This is a genomic window from Corynebacterium halotolerans YIM 70093 = DSM 44683, assembly GCF_000341345.1.
Classification (GTDB): Bacteria; Actinomycetota; Actinomycetes; order Mycobacteriales; family Mycobacteriaceae; genus Corynebacterium; species Corynebacterium halotolerans.
On the sequence record NC_020302.1, the window covers coordinates 2,059,996 to 2,076,785 of the forward strand.

The following is a 16,790-nucleotide window of genomic DNA, read 5'->3' on the forward strand; positions in this document are numbered from 1 at the left end:
TCCTAGCTGCCCAGTTCGGTGAGGATCTCGGCCGCCAGCAGGGTCACGCTGCCCGCGCCCATGGTGAGCACGACGTCACCCGGGCGCGCGAGCCGCGCCACGGCGGTCGGGGCGGCGGAGAAGTCCGGCTCGTAGGCGACCTCGCAGGTCATGGCGTCGGTGATGATGCGGGAGGTCACCCCCTCCACCGGTTGTTCGCGGGCGCCGTAGATCTCCAGGACCACGGCGGCGTCGGCGAGCGAGAGCGCGGCGGCGAACTCCCCGGCGAACTCGATGGTGCGCGAGTACAGGTGCGGCTGGAAGACGACGAGCACCCGGCCCTGCCCCTCGGCCTCGACCATCTCGCGGGCGGCGCGCAGGACCGCGGTGACCTCGGTCGGGTGGTGGGCGTAGTCGTCGAAGACGCGCACCCCGGCGAACTCACCGGCCTCGACCGTGCCGCGGTACTCGAAGCGGCGGCGCACGCCCGAGAAATCGCTGAGTCCCTCGACGAGCTTGTCCAGCTCTCCCCCGGCCAGCCGGCCGGCGACCAGGGCGGCGGCGCCGTTGAGCACCATGTGCGCGCCCGGGGTCTGGAGCGTGGCGGTGACCTCGCGGTCGTCGATACGCATCCTCGCCCGCGAACCGGCCTCGGAGACGGTGATGTCGAGGATCTCGGCGGCGACGGGGATGTCCGGGTGCGCGGCGGCCGCGGCGGTGGTGCCGTAGCCGAGGACGTTGACACCGCGCTGCGCGACGCGCTCGCCCAGGGCGGCGGCGTGCCCGTCGTCGAGACAGACGATCAGGTGGCCGTCATCGCTGAGACGGTCGGCGAAGTCGTCGAAGACGGCGAAGTAGGCCTCGGCGGTGCCGAAGTGGTCGAGATGATCGGGCTCGATGTTGGTGACCACCGCGATGTCGGGGCGGTAGCGCAGCAGCGAGGCGTCCGACTCGTCGGCCTCGGCGACGAAGGCGTCGCCCGTGCCGTGGTGGGCGTTGGTGCCCGCCCGGTTGAGCTGGCCGCCGATGGCGAAGCTGGGATCCAGGCCCGCGGACTGCAGGGCGGCCACGGCCATGGAGGTGGTGGAGGTCTTGCCGTGGGTGCCGGCGATGAGCACCTGGCGGTGCCCGACCATCAGCTCGGCGAGCAGGTCGGAACGCCGGATGACGGGGATGCCGTGCTCGCGCGCGGCGAGCAGCTCCGGGTTGTCCTGCGGGATCGCGGCGAAGGAGGTGACGACGACCGTCGGCAGCCCGCCGGAGATCGACAGGTTCCCGGCGGCGTGGCCGACGGCGATCTCCGCACCCATCGCGCGCAGGGCCAGCACGGGGCGGGAATCCTTGACGTCGGAACCGGAGACGACCGCTCCGCGGGAGAGCAGGATGCGGGCCACCCCCGACATGCCGGCACCGCCGATGCCGATGAGATGGACGCGGGAGAGGTCGACGGATTCGGTCACGGAGGTGCTCCTGGATGGTCGGGGTGGGGAAAGGGGAATCAGAACATGGCCGCGACGACGCGGTCGGCCAGCTGCTCGGAGACATCGCCGGTGCTGCTGCGGGTGGCGGCCGAACGCATCTTCCGCAGCTGCTCCTCGTCACCGAGGATCTCGTTGACCTGCTCGACGAGCAGCTGCGGGGTCAGGGCGGAATCGTCGACCAGGCGGGCGGCGCCCTCCTCGACGACCTGGCGGGCGTTGCGGCCCTGCTCGCCGTTGCCGTGCGGCAGCGGCACGTAGACCGCCGGTACCCCGGCGGCGGTGACCTCCGCGACGGTCATCGCGCCGGAGCGGCAGACGATCATGTCGGCCACGGTCAGGGCCCCGGACATGTCGTGGATGTAGGGCATGGTGACGTAGAAGTCGTCCACCGTGGCCGGCGGATCGTTCTTCGCCCCGTAGGCGTGGAGGATCTGGTAGCCGGCCTCGATGAGCTGCGGGACGGCCTCCTCCACCGCGCGGTTGATGCTCGCCGCGCCCTGGGATCCGCCGGTGACCAGCAGGGTGCGCCGGTCGTCGGCCAGCCCGAACTCCTCGCGGGCGTACGCGACGGCGTTGCCGTCCCGGTCCTCGCCCAGGCCCGGCCGCACCGGGATCCCGACGACCTCCCCGGGCATGCCGGATCCGGCGACGGCGTTGAGGCCGGTGCCGCCCAGTCTGACGCCGAGCTTGTTGGCCATGCCGGCCAGGGCGTTGGTCTCCAGCACGAAGAACGGGATGTTCAGGGTGCGGGCGGCGATGTAGGCGGGGGCGGCGACGTAGCCGCCGGTACCGAACAGCACCTGCGCGCCGACGTCCTTCAGGACGCGGCGGGCCTGGAGGACGGCCTTGACCACCCGGAAGGGGAGCTTGAACAGATCGGCGCTGACCTTGCGCGGAACCGGGACCGGATCGATCATCCGCAGGTCGAACCCGCGGCCGGGGACGAGGTCGCTCTCGAGGCCCCGGGAGGTGCCGAGTGCGGTCACGGTGGCGTTGTGCCGGCGCCTGAGGGCCTCGCCGACCGCCAGAGCAGGCTCGATGTGGCCGGCGGTGCCACCTCCGGCGATCACGATGCTGGGGCCGGAGTCTGGGTTGTTACCCGGTCCGGTTGCGTCCACGGTCTATCGTCTCCTCTCCTGGTCACGGCGCGGGTGCTGGCGCGTTCTGCCGCGCGGGGACGGCGCAGGGGCGCCGCGTTGATCCTCCCTGACGCTACCAGCGGCCCCCTGCGTGGGACGACGGCGACGCCCGGTCACCGGATCGCCGAAGCGCTCGGTGGCCCGGCGCGGGACCTGGTTCCGGCTGCGGCGGCGCGGGGCGTCGGGATCGCCGTCCCCCGGGCGGGGTTCGCCGATGAAGAAGAGCCGGTCGAACAGGGGCCGGCCGTAGGACTGGACCGCGGAGACGGCCTCCGGTTCGTGGCGGGCGGCGGAGGCCAGCAGGCCCATCGAGCCGAGGGTGATGATGGCGGAGGTACCGCCGGCGGAGATCATCGGCAGCTGGATGCCGGTGACGGGCAGCACGCCGACGACGTAGCCGATGTTGATGAATGCCTGGGAGACCACGCCGGCGGTCAGGGTGGCGGCCATCAGGGACTGGAACTGGTCCCGGGCGCGCAGCGCGGTGCGCAGGCCGAAGTAGCCGAGTGCGCCGAACAGGCCGATGACCAGTGCCCCGCCCCACAGGCCGAGCTCCTCGCCGATGACGGCGAAGATGAAGTCGTTCTTGGCCTCCGGCAGGTAGAACCACTTGGCCCGCGACTGGCCGAGCCCGACGCCGGCGGCGGAGCCGTCCGCCAGGGAGAGGAAGCCCTGGTAGGACTGGAACGCCGTGCCCTGGGTGTCCTCGAAGCGGCCGAACAGCGCGTCGAAGTAGACGTGGAAACGGTTGGAGCGGAAGCCCCCGGAGAAGAAGACGTAGGCCAGCCCCAGCGCCGCGAAGATCCCGGCGCCGATGAGCCACCGGATGTCCACGCCGGCGAAGAGGAGGGTGAACACGACGACGATCGCGAAGGACACGGCCATGCCCAGGTCGCCCTCGGCGGCGATGAGCAGGATCATCGCCACCGCGATGATCATGTAGACGATGAAGGGACTGCGGATGTTGTTGCTGGTGTGGCGTTTGTCCGCCAGGAAGCTCGCGCCCCAGATGGCGATGGTGACCTTGGCGATCTCGGAGGGCTGCAGGCGCAGCGGGCCGAGGACGATCCAGGACTGGGAGCCGACCGACTCACGGCCCGTGCCGATGCCCGGGATGAGCACCGCGACCAGGAGGATCAGGGTGATCACGAGCAGCCAGGGCGCGATTCTGCGGACCACGCCGGGTCTGATCTTCAGGGCGAACCAGAAGGCCACGAGGCCGATGCCGACCATCACTCCCTGGTGGAGGGCCTGGCTCCACACGGTGTTGCCCTCGATGACCGACCAGGTCATCGACGAGGACATGACCATGACGATGCCGATGCCGGTGAGCAGGAAGACCACCGAGCGGATCATCAGGTAGTCGAAGCCGGGGTGGGCGTCCATCCGGCGGTGGAGGGAGGCGTGGGCGGAGGCGACGCGGCCCCACAGGCCGGAGGGACGCTGTGGGGCGGGCTGGGGTGGACGGGCCGGTCGTTCCTGGGTGGACATGGTGGCTCAGGCCTCCTGGGAGATGCGGTGGGCTGCCTCGGTGAACAGGTCGCCGCGCTGCGCCATGCCGGTGTACATGTCCAGCGACGCCGCGGCGGGGGCGAGCAGGACGGTGTCGCCGGGTACCGCGGTCGACGCCGCGTGGGTCACCAGATCGGCCATGGCGGCGGCCGGGTCGGTGGAGTCGGTGAGGTGCACGGGCACCCCGGGGGCCAGGTCGGCCACGGCGTCGGCGATGATCTGACGGTCGACGCCGAGGAGTTCGACGGCCTTGAGGCGGTGGGCGTGCGCGGCGATCAGCGAGCGGATGTCGGCGCCCTTGAGCTGGCCGCCGGCGATCCAGATGACGGAGTCCAGGCCGGTCAGCGCGGCGTCGGCGGCGTGCGGGTTGGTCGCCTTGGAGTTGTCGATCCAGTCCACCCCGTCCGCCCGGAGGACGGTCGCACCGCGGTGGCCGGCGACCTGGAAGCCGCGCAGGGCCGTCTCGATCGCCGCGGGACGCACGCCCCGGGCGCGGGCGACGGCCGCGGCGGCCAGGGCGTCGAGAATGCCGGCCGGGCCGGGCGGCTGGATGCCCTCGACCGGGCCGAGATCCACCGGCTCGTCCCCGGCGTGGTCGATCAGCCGGCCGTCGACGACGCCGAACTGTCCGGGGCGCGGTTCGTTCAGGGTGAAGCCGATGAGGTGGCGGGGATTGATGCGGCGGGCCTCGATGAGCACGCGCTCGTCGTCGACGCCGGCGACGGCGACCGGGCCGGTGAGCACCTTGGCCTTGGCGGCGGCGTAGCCGGCGAAGCTGCCGTGCCAGTCGATGTGGTCGTCGGCGAGGTTGAGCAGCACGCCGACGTCCGGGGTCAGCTGGTTCGACCAGTGCAGCTGGAAGCTGGACAGTTCGGCGACGAGGACGTCGACGCGCACGGGGTCGACGAGGGCGTCGGCCACGGCCACGCCGATATTGCCCACCGGCTCGGCCCGCAGGCCGGTCTCCCTCCCCGACTCGGCCATCATGGCGGCGAGCATGGCGGTGGTGGTGGTCTTGCCGTTGGTGCCGGTGACCACCAGCCAGGTGCGCGGCTCGCCGAAGACCCCGGCGCGGTCGAGGCGGTAGGCCAGCTCGACGTCGCCGAGGACCTCGCGATGGGCGAAGGCGGCGTCGACGAGCAGCGGGGAGTCGGGCCGCCAGCCGGGTGAGGTGACCACCTTGTCGAAGAGCATGAGGTGGTCACGGGCCTCGGCCACGGTCATGCCGGTGGCCCTCCCGCCGGTGGCGGCGACCGCCTTCGTCAGTGCCTCAGCGTTGTCGTCGGCGATGGTGGTGTCGACGCCGAGGTCGGTGAGCAGACGCGCGCAGCCGGTTCCGGAGACCCCTGCCCCGGCGACCAGCACGCGGCCGGTGATGACGGTGGAGACCCCGGCGCGCATCACAGGCTCACCCCCGTCGCGGTGAGCCACTCGCCGTAGAAGATGGACACACCCAGCATCACGGCCATGGCGGCGATCAGCCAGAAGCGGATGACCACGGTGGTCTCGGCCCAGCCGCCGTTCTCGAAGTGGTGGTGGAAGGGCGCCATGCGGAACACGCGCTTGCCGGTGGTCTTGAAGAAGGCCACCTGGATGACCACGGAGGCGGCCTCGATGACGAACAGGGCGCCGATGATGATCATCAGCAGCTCGGTGCGCGAGGCGACGGACAGGCCGGCGACCAGGCCACCGAGGGCCAGGGAGCCGGTGTCGCCCATGAAGATCTTGGCCGGGGCGGCGTTCCACCACAGGAAGCCGAGGCTGGCGCCGAGGCCCGCCACGGCGAGCACCGCCAGGTCGAGCGGGTCGCGCACCGAGTAGCAGCCCGGCTCCACGTTCACGGTGCAGGAGTTGCGGAACTGCCAGAAGGTGATGATGGTGTAGGCGCCCATGACCAGGGCGGTGGCACCGGCGGCCAGGCCGTCGAGCCCGTCGGTGAGGTTGACGGCGTTCGACCAGGCGGAGACCAGGATGTAGATGAACACCAGGAAGATGATGATGCCGAGGATGCCGCCGCCGAGGGCGAGGTCCATGGTGTCTATGTCGCGGATGAACGACAGGTTCGTCGAACCCGGGGTCAGGCCCTGCTCGTCGGGGAACTGCAGGATCAGGATGCCGAAGGCGACGGCCAGGACGAGCTGCCCGACGAGCTTGGCGGTCTTGTTCAGCCCCAGGTTGCGGGCCTTGAACAACTTGATGAAGTCGTCGGCGAAGCCGAGGGCACCCAGGCCGAGGGTCAGGCCGAGGACCAGCAGGCCGGAGACGGTGAAGCCACCGACCCCGGCGGCCATGCCGTAGACGCCGCAGACGACGTAGGCGACGGTGATGCCGACGATGATGGCGATGCCGCCCATCGTCGGGGTGCCGCGTTTGCGCAGGTGGGACTTCGGGCCGTCCTCCCGGATCTCCTGGCCGATGCCCTCGGAGGAGAACCACCGGATGAGCAGCGGGGTGGTGAAGATGGCGACGAGGAAGCTGACGATTCCTGCGATGATGATCTGGGTCACTTCTTTACGTCCTGCTCTCCGTGCTTCCTGAGCTGTCTCGTGCGTGCGCTGTCATGATGTCCCCACCCTTCCGTCACCGCCGGCCCCGGTCGGGGTCGGTGTCGAGGAGGGCCTCCGCCACCCGCCACAGCCCCTGCGCGTTGGAGGCCTTGACGAGGACGACGTCCCCGGGCGGTGCGGTGGTCCCGGCGTGGCCGGTGGACAGGATTGCGTCGACGAGGCGCACGGCGGCGTCCACGTCGGTGGCGATCTCCGTAGTTATACCCCGCTTCGCGGCCTCGGTGGCCATGGCGCGGCAGTTGTCCCCCTCACCGACGACCACGAGGTGGTCGATGTGGTGGCGGTCGAGGTCCTCGCCGACCACGCGGTGGGACTCGAGCGCGTCGTCGCCGAGCTCGCTCATCTCGCCGAGGACGGCGATCGAGCGCGCCTCGGTCCGGGCGGAGGCGGTGTAGGCCAGGGCGGCGATGCCGGCTCGCATGGAGTCCGGGTTGGCGTTGTAGGCGTCGTTGATCACGGTCAGCCCGTCGGCGCGGGTGCGCACGTCCATGCGGTGGGCCGAGGTGTTCTCGTGTCCGCCGAGTCCGGCGGCGACCTGCCCGAGGCTCAGCCCCGACTCGACGCCGACGGCGGCGGCGGCCAGCGCGTTGGAGACCTGGTGGGCGCCGAAGACCTGCAGGCGCACCGGCACCGGCCGCCGCCCCGGGGCGTGCAGGGTGAACGAGGCGCGGGCGACGTCGTCGAGGCGTACGTCGGTGGCGTAGTAGTCCGCCCCCGGGGCCGGCGGGGTGGCCGCGGAATAGGTGACGACCTTCGCGGTGGTGCGGGCGGCCATGGCGGCGACGAAGGGGTCGTCGGCGTTGAGCACGGCCACTCCCCCGTCTCCGCTGTCACTGGCGGCCGGCAGCGCCTCGACGAGCTCCCCCTTGGCCTGCGCGATGTTCTCCCGCGAGCCGAACTCACCGAGATGGGCGGTGCCCACGTTGAGGACGACGCCGATGCGCGGCGGGGCGATCGTCGCCAGGTGGGCGATGTGCCCGATGCCGCGTGCGGACAGCTCGGAGACGAGGTGGCGGGTGTCGCCGTCGCAGCGCAGCGCGGTGTAGGGGTGGCCGAGCTCGTTGTTGAAGGAACCGGGCGGGGCGACGGTCTCGCCGGCCGTGCGCAGCACCGAGGCGATGAGATCCTTGGTCGAGGTCTTGCCCGCCGAGCCGGTCACCCCCACCACGGTCAGGCCGTTGTCCCGGACCAGGCGGATGGTGACGGCGCGGGCGAGCGCCGAGAGCGCGCCGACGACCGCGGCGGCGGAGCCGTCCGCGTCGTGGGCCCAGATGTCGGCGTTGTCGCCCGTGTGGCGGCCGCGATCGGGCGTGACGACGATCGCGGGCACCCCGACGGGCCGCGCGGCGAGCACCGCCACCGCGCCCTGCGCCACGGCGGTCTCCGCGTAGTCGTGCCCGTCGACGCGCGCGCCCGGCAGGGCGACGAACAGCCCGCCCGGGGCGACCTTGCGGGAGTCGAACTCCGCGAAGCCGGTCACCTGCACCTGCGGGTCGTCCACGTGGTCGAGGGTGCCGCCGGTGATCTCGGCGATCTCGGCGAGGGTCAAGGGGATCATGCCTGCTCCTTCCCCTGGCGAGCGTGCTCCGCCAGGGCCCGGCGGACCTCCTCGCGGTCGTCGAAGTGGTGGTCGACCCCGGCGATGAGCTGGCCGACCTCGTGGCCCTTACCGGCGACGACGACACCGTCGCCGGCCCGTGCCCACCCGATGAGCGCGTCGATCGCCCGCGCGCGGTCGCCGATCTCGCGGACCTCCGCGCCGGTGGTCTCCGCGGTGGCACGTGCGCCCTCGAGCACCGCGGCGCGGATGGTGGCCGGGTCCTCGCTGCGGGGGTTGTCGTCGGTGATGATGACCAGATCCGCCCGCTGGGCGGCCTCGGAGCCCATGACGGGGCGCTTGGATGGGTCGCGGTCACCGCCGGCGCCGACGACGACGCCCAGGCGCCCGCTGATCTGGCCGCGCAGGGTCTCCAGCACGGCGGCGACGGCCGCGGGCTTGTGGGCGTAGTCGACCACGGCGAGGAAATCCTGGCCGGCGTCGATGCGCTCCATGCGCCCGGGCACGGCGACCTCGGCGATTCCCTTCGCGAAGGCGTCCACGTCCGCCCCGGCGGCCCACGCCATGGCGGTCGCCAGTGCGGCGTTGGCGATGTTGAAGTCGCCCGGCAGCGGCAGATCCACCTCGAGGGTCTGCTCCGGCAGCTCGACGCTCAGGCGCTGGGCGCCGGTGGCGTCCTGACCGGTCTGGCGGGCGCGCACGGTCGCGGTCCGGCCCCCACGGGTGGAGACGGTGACCGCCTCCCCGGCGACCTCGGCCATGCGGGTGCCCCACTCGTCGTCGACGCAGACGACCCGGTGGCGGGCGGCCACCGGTGAGTCGGGGCGGAAGAACAGCGCCTTGGCGGCGAAGTAGTCCTCCATCGTCGGGTGGAAGTCCAGGTGGTCCTGGGAGAGGTTGGTGAAGCCGGCGACGTCGAAGTCGGTGCCGGTGACCCGGCCGAGCTCCAGGGCGTGGGAGGAGACCTCCATGACCACGTGCGTGACACCCACGGCGCGCATGCGGGCGAACAGGGCCTGCAGGGTCGGCGCCTCCGGGGTGGTGAGCCTGGTGGGCACCGGCTCACCGTTGATGCGGGTGCCGGTGGTGCCGATCAGCCCGACCCGGTGGCCTGCGGCCAGGAGCCCGACCTCCAGCAGATAGCTGGTGGTGGTCTTGCCGGAGGTGCCCGTGACCCCGATGACGGTCATCCCGCGGGAGGGGTGGCCGTGGATCTCCGCGGCGACCGCACCGAGGACCGCGCGGACGTCATCGACCACGAGGACGGGGCGGGCCTCCCCCGCCGCCTCGAGGATCTCCAGGCCCGCCTCGTCGGTGAGGACCGCGGCGGCCGGGGTGCCGGCCGCGAAGACGGCGCCGTGGGTGCGGGTGCCGGGCACGGCGGCGAAGAGTGCGCCGGGCTCGCACGTGCTGGAGTCCAGCCCGATCGAGGCGACGGTCGGATCGGTGGCGTCGGGGTCGGTGTGGACGAGGCGGGCTCCCGCCAGGTCGGCCAGGTGGGTGAGCGTGGGGGCCACGGTCTTCCTCCTCCGGTAGTCGGTTTACTGTGCCTGGAGGATCAGCTGACCCTCCATGGGCGGGGACGGCGGGATATTGTCTCGGTTGAGCAGCCAGGAGGCTATCTCGCGGAAGATCGGTCCCGCGGACTGGCCTCCCGCACCGCCGTCCATGACGCCGCGCTCCGGCTCGTCGACCATGACGGCGACGACGAAGCGGGGATCGTCGGCGGGGGCGATGCCGGCGAAGGTGATCCAGTACTGGCTGTTCGAGTAGGCGCCGGTCTCCGGATCGACCTTCTGCGCGGTGCCGGTCTTGCCGGAGGTCTGGTAACCCTCGACGCCGCCGTTGGGGGCGGTTCCGGACTGCACGCCGTTCGGGTCGACCTGCATGGTGGCGCGGAACATGTCGACGGTCGCGCGGGCGGCCTCCGGGCTGACCACCTGGGTGTGCTCCGGCTCGGCCTCCTCCCGCACGCTGCCGTCCGGGCCGGTGACCTCCTCGATGATGCGTGGTTCGATGCGCTCGCCCTCGTTCGCCAGGGCCTGGTAGACGCTGGCCATCTGCAGGGTGGTCCAGCTCATGCCCTGTCCGATCGGCAGGTTGGCGAAGGTGCCGCCCGACCACTGCTCCAACGGCGGCAGGAGACCGGAGGACTCGTTGGGCAGCTCGATGCCGGTGGTCTGCCCGATGCCGAAGCGCTCCAGGTACTCGGCGAACTTCTCCTCGCCGAGTCGCTCGGCGAGCATGAGTGTGCCGACGTTCGAGGACTTACCGAACACGCCGGTGGTGGTGTACGGGACGACGCCGTGTTCCCAGGCGTCGCGGACGGTCACCCCGGCCATGTCGATCGAACCGGGGACCTGGAGCACCTCGTCGGGGCTGGTCACCCCTTCGTTGAGTGCGGCGGCGGCGGTGATGATCTTGGCCACCGAACCCGGTTCGTAGGGGTGCGAGATGGGCCGGTTCTCGAAGTCCTTGCCGCGCTCGAGCTGGGCGGTGATGTCCCCGTTGGGATCGATCGTGTCGGTGTTGGCCATGGCGAGCACCTCAGCGGTCTGGGTGTCGAGGACGACGGCCTCGGCGGACTTGGCGCCCGAGTTGGCCTTGGCCTGCTCCAGCAGCTGCTGGACGAAGGTCTGCAGGTCGAGATCCAGGGTCAGCTGGACGTCCGCGCCGTCGACCGCGGGGACGACGTCGCGCAGGGTGCCCGGGATGACCTGGCCGGTGGTGGACACGTCCTCCGTGGAGCGGCCGTTGATGCCCGAGAGCACGGAGTCGCCGGCGGCCTCGAGGCCGAACTGGCCCTGCCCGTCCATGGACACCTTGCCGATGACGTTCTCGGCGATCGCGCCGTTGGGGTACTGGCGGATGTCCTGGTGGTCGGCGGCCACGCCGTGGAACTCAGCGGCGATCTCGGCGGCGACGTCCGGATCCACGTTGCGCACCAGCACCTCGTAGTGGGTGTCGGCGTGCAGCTTGTCGAGGATCTCCTCGGAGTCGACCTCGTCGGTGGTCGCGCCGGAGTCCTCGATCATGCGCGGAATCTCGTCCGCCATGGTCTCGAGCACCTCCTCGACGCGCTCGTCGAGGGCGGTGTTGATCTCCGTCTCGCTCATGCCCTCCTGCTCACCGTCGATGCGCATCTGCAGGTCCTGCTGCTCGCGCAGCTCCTCGCGCAGCACGACCGGCGAGACGGTCAGGCTGCGGGCCTGCATGGTGTAGGCCAGCTGGTTGCCCTCCCGGTCAGTGATCTCGCCGCGGCGGGCGGGCTCGACGTAGATGCGGGCGCGCTGCTCCTGGGCCTGGGCTGCCAGCTCCGGGCCCCACACGATCTGCACCCAGGCCAGCCGACCGGCCAGCACGAGGGCGATCACCACGAAGAAGGTGATGATCAGCCGCAGGCGGCGCGTCATGACCGCGCGCTGCGGAGGCCGCTGCCGGGTGGGCCGGTAACTGGCCCCCTGCGGCTGTGGCTGGGGTTGCGGGCGCGGCCGGCCGGTGCGGGCGTCGGCGCGCTGCTGCCGTCGGCTGGAGGTGCGCTCGGTTCTCAGGCGGGGATCGCCGGACGACGAACGGCGGGACGGGTTTCCCCGTCCCGCTCCACGTCCTCCGCCCCGGGCATCCGGTGGTGTCACTGCCCGGTCTCACCTGCCTGCTGCTCGGACTGCGGGTCGGCCTGCTGCTCGGACTGCTGCTGAGCCTCCGGCGGGGCGGCCGGGACGTTGGGGGCGTACGGGGCCAGCGCCGGTGCGGGCGCCTGGGCCGGGGGCGCGGCACCCTCCGGTGCCGGGAGGCGGTGGCCCTCCGGGACGGCCTCGAGATTGTCCGTCAGCTCACTGGTCGCGTCCGGATCACTGGAGGCCTGGCCCGGGCGGATCGGCTGACCGTTGAGGTCGACCAGGGGGCGGGTGGCCGGGTCGGCCGGCCGCTCCTCGACGATCTCGCCGCCCTCGCGCACCTCGAGGATGCCGGGCTGGGCCGGCAGGGCCATGCCCATCTCGGTGGCGCGGCGGGCGATCTCCGCGGAGGAGCGGATGTTCTCCAGGTCGCGGTTGAGCGTCTCGAGCTGGTTCGACAGCTGCTGGTCCTGGGAGACGAGCTGCTGGATCTGGAAGGTCTGCTGGGTGGAGACACCCGAGAGCCACATCGCGATGGCCACGCCGGAGACCAGCAGGCCGATGGCGGCCGTGCCGAGCTTGGCCAGCAGGGTGGTCCGCCGGGTGGTGGCCACCCGCCGGCCGCGGACGGAGACGACCTGCCTGGAACCCAGGCGACGCTGGTAGGGACGCTTCTTCGGGGTCTGCGGCTGGTGGAGAATCCGCGTGCGGGTGCGGGTCCCGCCCTGCTCGCGGGTCGACAGCTCCTCCCGGGCCCGGGTGCGCGCGCCGGCACGGTCCGGGGCCCCCGGCTCGAGCACGGCGGTGGAGCCGGGGCCGGCGCCAGTGGTGAAGTCGCGGCTGACACCCATGGTGCGCTGTCCCTTCCGGTCGGGGTTCGGTCTGGCGGTGGTGCGGGTGGTCGGGGTGGTCACAGTGGTGCCTCCTCGGGATCAGGCAGCTTCTCGATCGCGCGGACCCGCACCGGGGCGGCACGGGGGTTGTCGGCGATCTCGGCCTCGGTGGCCTTCTCCGCGCCGCGGGTGACGGTGGCGAAGCGGGGGGCGGTGCCGGGCAGGTCGACCGGCAGGCCGGGCGGGGTCTTCGACGCGGTCATCCCGGCGAAGGCCTGTTTGACGATCCGGTCCTCGAGGGACTGGTAGCTCATGAACACGGCCCGACCGCCGACCGCCAGCGCGTCCGCGATGACGGGGAGGACGCGCTCGAGGGCGTCGAGCTCGCCGTTGACCTCGATGCGCAGGGCCTGGAAGGTGCGCTTGGCGGGGTGGCCGCCGGTGCGGCGGGTGGCGGCGGGGATGGTGGCGTAGAGCAGTTCGACCAGCCGCGCGGAGGTGGTGAAGGGTTCCTTCTCCCGCTCGCGGAGCACGGCCGAGGCGATCTTGCCGGCGAAGCGCTCGTCGCCGTAGGTCTTGAGGATGCGCGCCAGCTCGCCGTGACCGTAGGTGTTGAGCACATCGGCGGCCGTGATGCCACGGGTCGGATCCATCCGCATGTCGAGCGGGGCGTCGGTGCGGTAGGCGAAGCCGCGGTCCACCTGGTCGAGCTGCATGGAGGACACCCCGAGGTCGAACAGGGCGCCGGCCACCCCGTGGGTGCGGGCGAGCTCGAAGATCTCCCCCTCGCCGTCTGCGATGGCCTCACCGATACCGTCGAAGCGGGTCTGCACGCCGGTGAACCGGCCACCGAAGCGGGCCAGCCGCTGCGTGGCATCGGCCAGGGCGGCGGGATCGCGGTCGACGCCGATGACGCGGGCGTGCGGGAAGGTCGCCAGGAAGTGCTCGGTGTGTCCGCCGGCCCCCAGCGTCGCGTCCACGATGACGGCCTTGTCCCCCAGCCGGTCGACGCCCGGGGCGAGCAGCTCTGCCATCCGGTCACGCAGGACGGGCACGTGGCCGTGGTTGGCCCCGATGTCGTAGCTCATGCCGGTGTCGGTTCCGGTCCTGTCGGTCACGGCTGCCCGTCCCCCTCTCCTGCCTGGGTCCCAGCTGCCCGTCCGACCCGGATGAGCGGGGTGCGTATAGGGCCCTGCCCGATGTGTTCATCTGATGTCGGGGAAGTACACCAGAGCATCACCTCGGGCAGAGTCCGTACACGCGCTCCGCCTGACCCGTCGTTCCCCGGACCCTGCGGCCCGGGAAGGTCAGAGCAGTCCGCTGAGGACGTCGTCTGCGTCGGCTGCCGAGTAGGCGGCCTCCGTTTCCTTTTGATAAGCGGCCCAGGCTTCTGCATCCCAGATCTCGAGGAAGTCCACCGAACCGATGACCACGCACTCCTTGGTCAGGCCCGCGTACTGACGGTGGGCGGCCGACAGGGTGATGCGCCCGTGCCCGTCGGGTCGCTGTTCATCCGCACTGGCTGCCAGATTTCGGATGAAGGCACGAGCCTCCGGGTTGGTGCGGGACACGGCCGCCGCTTTACGCGCACGGGCCGCGAACTCCTCCCGGGGATAGACCGCGAGACTGTGGTCCTGCCCCTTCGTGACCATCAACCCGCCGGCGAGCTCCTCACGGAACTTCGCCGGCAGTGTCAACCGTCCTTTGTCATCGAGCTTCGGAGTGTAGGTACCGAGAAACATCCCGGAACCACCTTCCTCAACTCAATGTCTCCGGCTCAATTTTTTTCCTCGCCATGGTTCAGATCGGTCCCGCAGGTCCGGCCCTCTCCACCGCTGCGGCCCACATTACCCCACTTTGCCCCACCATCACTACCGAGCATGGCCCGTATGCGCGGCGATTCCCGTGTCGTTGCAGGTCACTGCGGTGCAGATCGGTGGGGCGTCCGCCCGTGGCGGCGTGGAAAATACCCGAAAAATCGCCTCTCAAACCACTCCAGTAACATCAGCCCCAATTGTCACGGACTTCTCTTCGTACCGTTTCCTTGTCGGTTTCAGCCAATACGCTGGGAAAACACTGAGAATCGCCGCGCGGGGCAACTCGGGCGGCCGAGACCCCCTCCCGCGTGGGGAGAAGTGGGGAACGACGGTGGGTGGAAGTGGGCGGCTCGGCGCACCCACGACGAAGCCCCGGCATGCGGGGCGCATGCCGGGGCCGGGTGCCGCAGATCAGTTGATGCGGCGGGGAGCTAACGCCCCTCGAAACGGCGACGGAAGTTCTCCTCCATCTTGTTGCCGATGGAGGACGAGTTTCCGCCTCCACCCTTGGGCTGACGGCCACCAGAGGAGGAACCGCGGGACGGGGACGAACCGCCACCCCGGAGCATCCACACGCCGGCGCCGAACATGACGAGGAAGCCCGCGATGCTCAGCGCCACGAACCAGAGGCTCTGCTGGGCCAGCGCGACGCCGCCGATGAGCATGACGAGACCGATGACAGCCAGGGCGATTCCCCGGAGGGTGAAACCGGCGGTGCCGGAACCCCCGAAACCGTTGTCGCCCGCCACGGAAGCCCCGAACTTAGGGTCGTCAGCGAGGAGAGACTGCTCGATCTCCCGGAGCGCTCGCTGCTCCTGCTCTGAAAGCGACACTGTTCCTCCCGGATCTGGATGGGCGCTTTTCTCTGTACATAGAGTTAACGCCCAGACTATCGGGAATGTTCCCGCGAATGCCAGCCGCCCCGGGAACCCCCTTTTCCCACCTTAGGCGGCGGCCGTGGTCCAGCCCGCCTCCAGCTCCACCTCCGCCAGAAACTCCTCGGCCATGGCCATGATGCGGTTGACGATCACGTGGTCCACATCGGGCTCCAACCCGGAGGCGACCCGGGAGCGCAGCCGGGAGTACTGCTCAAACTCCGCGGCCCGGCGCTCACCGCTCTCATCGACCAGGCGCAGCTGCTCCCAGGCGCCGGAGGGGCGACGCCGCCGCCTGGACACCGCCGAGCCCGAGATGCGCGCGCCCGCCGAGCGCAGCGCCGCCTGGTAGGCGGTCTCCAGGGCGAGCTCCCACTCCCCCGCCTCGCGGTGCCTGCGGGACTGGCCGAGCAGGGCCCGGGCCTTGAGGATGAAGTCCGCACGTCTGGTGCCGCGGTCGACCGCCGTGCCGGCTCCCACGAACCTCGTCGTCGCCGAGATGATCTTTGCCATCGGACTTTCTCCTTTCCATGCCCTGCTTCCCGTGTCCTGCGTCTGCCAGCGGAACCTCTTCCGCCGTGCTGGTGCCCACCGTAGAACCCCAGGAGGACATCACACCCCAATCATAGAACGTCCATTCGAACTGATCAATGGTCTCCCGCAACTTTCTCCAGGTCTTTTCCCTCGGTTGTTCGACGGAAGATAGCCACGGCTCCCCGCCCGCCCGGGATCCGTCCGCCGGAAACTCGGACCAACCCTCACACTCCGGGGCCGGTTCATGATTCGATGGTGGTGTGACTGTGGAGATTCGTCGGCTGTCGGGACCTGAGTTCGCTGTGCTCGCCCCTCAGCTCGTGGACATATACATCGAGGCGATGGACTACGACCCCTCGATCCGGGAGAGCCGTATCAACGTGTGGCGGCGGGAGATCTCCCAGCCCGGCTTCACCGCGCTGTGCGCGCTCCACCACGAGGAGGTCGTCGGCCTGGCCTACGGCTACCTCGGCTCCCCGGACCATTGGTGGGACCAGCAGATCCGCCGTGGCTTCCGCGACACCGGCGGCCCGGACGTGGAGCACCTGGAGCTGCTGCGCGACTACTTCGAGATCGCCGAGATCCACGTCCGCCCCGGGCTCCAGGGCCACGGCATCGGGCGCCACCTGCTCGTGGAACTGCTGCGGCACGCCCCCGCCTCCCACGCCATGCTGTCGACCCCGGAGGTGCCGGACGAGGCCAACAACGCCTTCGGCCTGTACCGCTCCATGGGATTCCGGGACGTGATGCGCCACTTCCACTTCAACGGCGACCGCCGCTCCTTCGCCATCCTCGAGGTCCCCCTCCCCCTGCCGGAAGCGACGGAGAAACTGTCCTCCCCCGGTTCCTGACCTCCACCCGCCCTGGAGCGCGGGCCT

General features: G+C 71.0%; 14 protein-coding genes. 1 reads left to right on the plus strand and 13 read right to left on the minus strand.

Annotation, left to right across the window (positions count from 1 at the left end; genetic code table 11):
• Positions 1-2: 2 nt before the first annotated feature.
• From murC to A605_RS09635, 13 genes are all read right to left on the minus strand, one after another.
• Positions 3-1,382: a UDP-N-acetylmuramate--L-alanine ligase gene (gene murC / locus A605_RS09575; RefSeq protein WP_244429039.1), complete on the minus strand. Its 1,380-nt coding sequence runs from the start codon at positions 1,380-1,382 to the stop codon at positions 3-5.
• A gap of 95 nt (positions 1,383-1,477) precedes the next feature.
• Positions 1,478-2,578, minus strand: a complete 1,101-nt coding sequence (gene murG / locus A605_RS09580) for an undecaprenyldiphospho-muramoylpentapeptide beta-N-acetylglucosaminyltransferase (RefSeq protein ID WP_015401313.1) — start codon at positions 2,576-2,578, stop codon at positions 1,478-1,480.
• A 3-nt stretch (positions 2,579-2,581) separates the two neighbouring features.
• Positions 2,582-4,090, minus strand: a complete 1,509-nt coding sequence (locus A605_RS09585; protein WP_015401314.1) for an FtsW/RodA/SpoVE family cell cycle protein — start codon at positions 4,088-4,090, stop codon at positions 2,582-2,584.
• A 6-nt stretch (positions 4,091-4,096) separates the two neighbouring features.
• The gene (gene murD, locus A605_RS09590) at positions 4,097-5,512 is read right to left on the minus strand and encodes a UDP-N-acetylmuramoyl-L-alanine--D-glutamate ligase (RefSeq protein WP_015401315.1); all 1,416 of its coding nucleotides are present in this window, start codon (positions 5,510-5,512) and stop codon (positions 4,097-4,099) included.
• Positions 5,512-6,618, minus strand: a complete 1,107-nt coding sequence (gene mraY, locus A605_RS09595; RefSeq protein ID WP_015401316.1) for a phospho-N-acetylmuramoyl-pentapeptide-transferase — start codon at positions 6,616-6,618, stop codon at positions 5,512-5,514. The genes murD and mraY overlap by 1 nt, the downstream gene beginning before the upstream one ends.
• Before the next feature lie 73 nt (positions 6,619-6,691).
• The gene (locus tag A605_RS09600) at positions 6,692-8,236 is read right to left on the minus strand and encodes a UDP-N-acetylmuramoyl-tripeptide--D-alanyl-D-alanine ligase (protein WP_015401317.1); all 1,545 of its coding nucleotides are present in this window, start codon (positions 8,234-8,236) and stop codon (positions 6,692-6,694) included.
• Entirely contained in the window at positions 8,233-9,732 is a 1,500-nt protein-coding gene (locus A605_RS09605; protein ID WP_042440440.1) for a UDP-N-acetylmuramoyl-L-alanyl-D-glutamate--2,6-diaminopimelate ligase, read from the minus strand. Before A605_RS09605 ends, A605_RS09600 begins: the two co-directional genes overlap by 4 nt.
• Before the next feature lie 45 nt (positions 9,733-9,777).
• Positions 9,778-11,649 carry a peptidoglycan D,D-transpeptidase FtsI family protein gene (locus A605_RS09610; protein WP_015401319.1) on the minus strand — a complete coding sequence of 624 codons (1,872 nt, stop codon included), beginning with the start codon at positions 11,647-11,649 and terminating at the stop codon, positions 9,778-9,780.
• Between the two features lie 218 nt (positions 11,650-11,867).
• Complete coding sequence (gene ftsL, locus A605_RS15050; protein ID WP_015401320.1) at positions 11,868-12,767, minus strand: cell division protein FtsL; 900 nt, start codon at positions 12,765-12,767, stop codon at positions 11,868-11,870.
• Positions 12,764-13,774, minus strand: coding sequence for a 16S rRNA (cytosine(1402)-N(4))-methyltransferase RsmH (gene rsmH / locus A605_RS09620; RefSeq protein ID WP_027004085.1), 1,011 nt, complete (start codon positions 13,772-13,774; stop codon positions 12,764-12,766). Before rsmH ends, ftsL begins: the two co-directional genes overlap by 4 nt.
• 219 nt (positions 13,775-13,993) lie before the next feature.
• Positions 13,994-14,428, minus strand: a complete 435-nt coding sequence (mraZ, locus tag A605_RS09625; RefSeq protein WP_015401322.1) for a division/cell wall cluster transcriptional repressor MraZ — start codon at positions 14,426-14,428, stop codon at positions 13,994-13,996.
• Positions 14,429-14,934: 506 nt separating this feature from the next.
• Complete coding sequence (locus tag A605_RS09630; protein WP_015401323.1) at positions 14,935-15,336, minus strand: DUF3040 domain-containing protein; 402 nt, start codon at positions 15,334-15,336, stop codon at positions 14,935-14,937.
• A 111-nt stretch (positions 15,337-15,447) separates the two neighbouring features.
• Positions 15,448-15,891, minus strand: coding sequence for an SAV_6107 family HEPN domain-containing protein (locus A605_RS09635; RefSeq protein ID WP_015401324.1), 444 nt, complete (start codon positions 15,889-15,891; stop codon positions 15,448-15,450).
• Between the two features lie 281 nt (positions 15,892-16,172).
• Between A605_RS09635 and A605_RS09640 the strand changes: the two genes are divergently transcribed.
• Complete coding sequence (locus A605_RS09640) at positions 16,173-16,763, plus strand: GNAT family N-acetyltransferase (protein WP_027004084.1); 591 nt, start codon at positions 16,173-16,175, stop codon at positions 16,761-16,763.
• Positions 16,764-16,790: the final 27 nt, after the last annotated feature.

What these genes read in the sequence shown, in the direction of transcription:
- mraZ (WP_015401322.1), bottom strand. Translation starts at nt 14,428, where the DNA reads ATGTTTCTCGGTACCTACACTCCGAAGCTCGATGACAAAGGACGGTTG.
- A605_RS09600 (WP_015401317.1), bottom strand. Translation starts at nt 8,236, where the DNA reads ATGATCCCCTTGACCCTCGCCGAGATCGCCGAGATCACCGGCGGCACC.
- A605_RS09635 (WP_015401324.1), bottom strand. Translation starts at nt 15,891, where the DNA reads ATGGCAAAGATCATCTCGGCGACGACGAGGTTCGTGGGAGCCGGCACG.
- A605_RS09610 (WP_015401319.1), bottom strand. Translation starts at nt 11,649, where the DNA reads ATGACGCGCCGCCTGCGGCTGATCATCACCTTCTTCGTGGTGATCGCC.
- murC (WP_244429039.1), bottom strand. Translation starts at nt 1,382, where the DNA reads ATGTCGGGGGTGGCCCGCATCCTGCTCTCCCGCGGAGCGGTCGTCTCC.
- A605_RS09585 (WP_015401314.1), bottom strand. Translation starts at nt 4,090, where the DNA reads ATGTCCACCCAGGAACGACCGGCCCGTCCACCCCAGCCCGCCCCACAG.
- rsmH (WP_027004085.1), bottom strand. Translation starts at nt 13,774, where the DNA reads ATGAGCTACGACATCGGGGCCAACCACGGCCACGTGCCCGTCCTGCGT.
- murD (WP_015401315.1), bottom strand. Translation starts at nt 5,512, where the DNA reads ATGCGCGCCGGGGTCTCCACCGTCATCACCGGCCGCGTGCTGGTCGCC.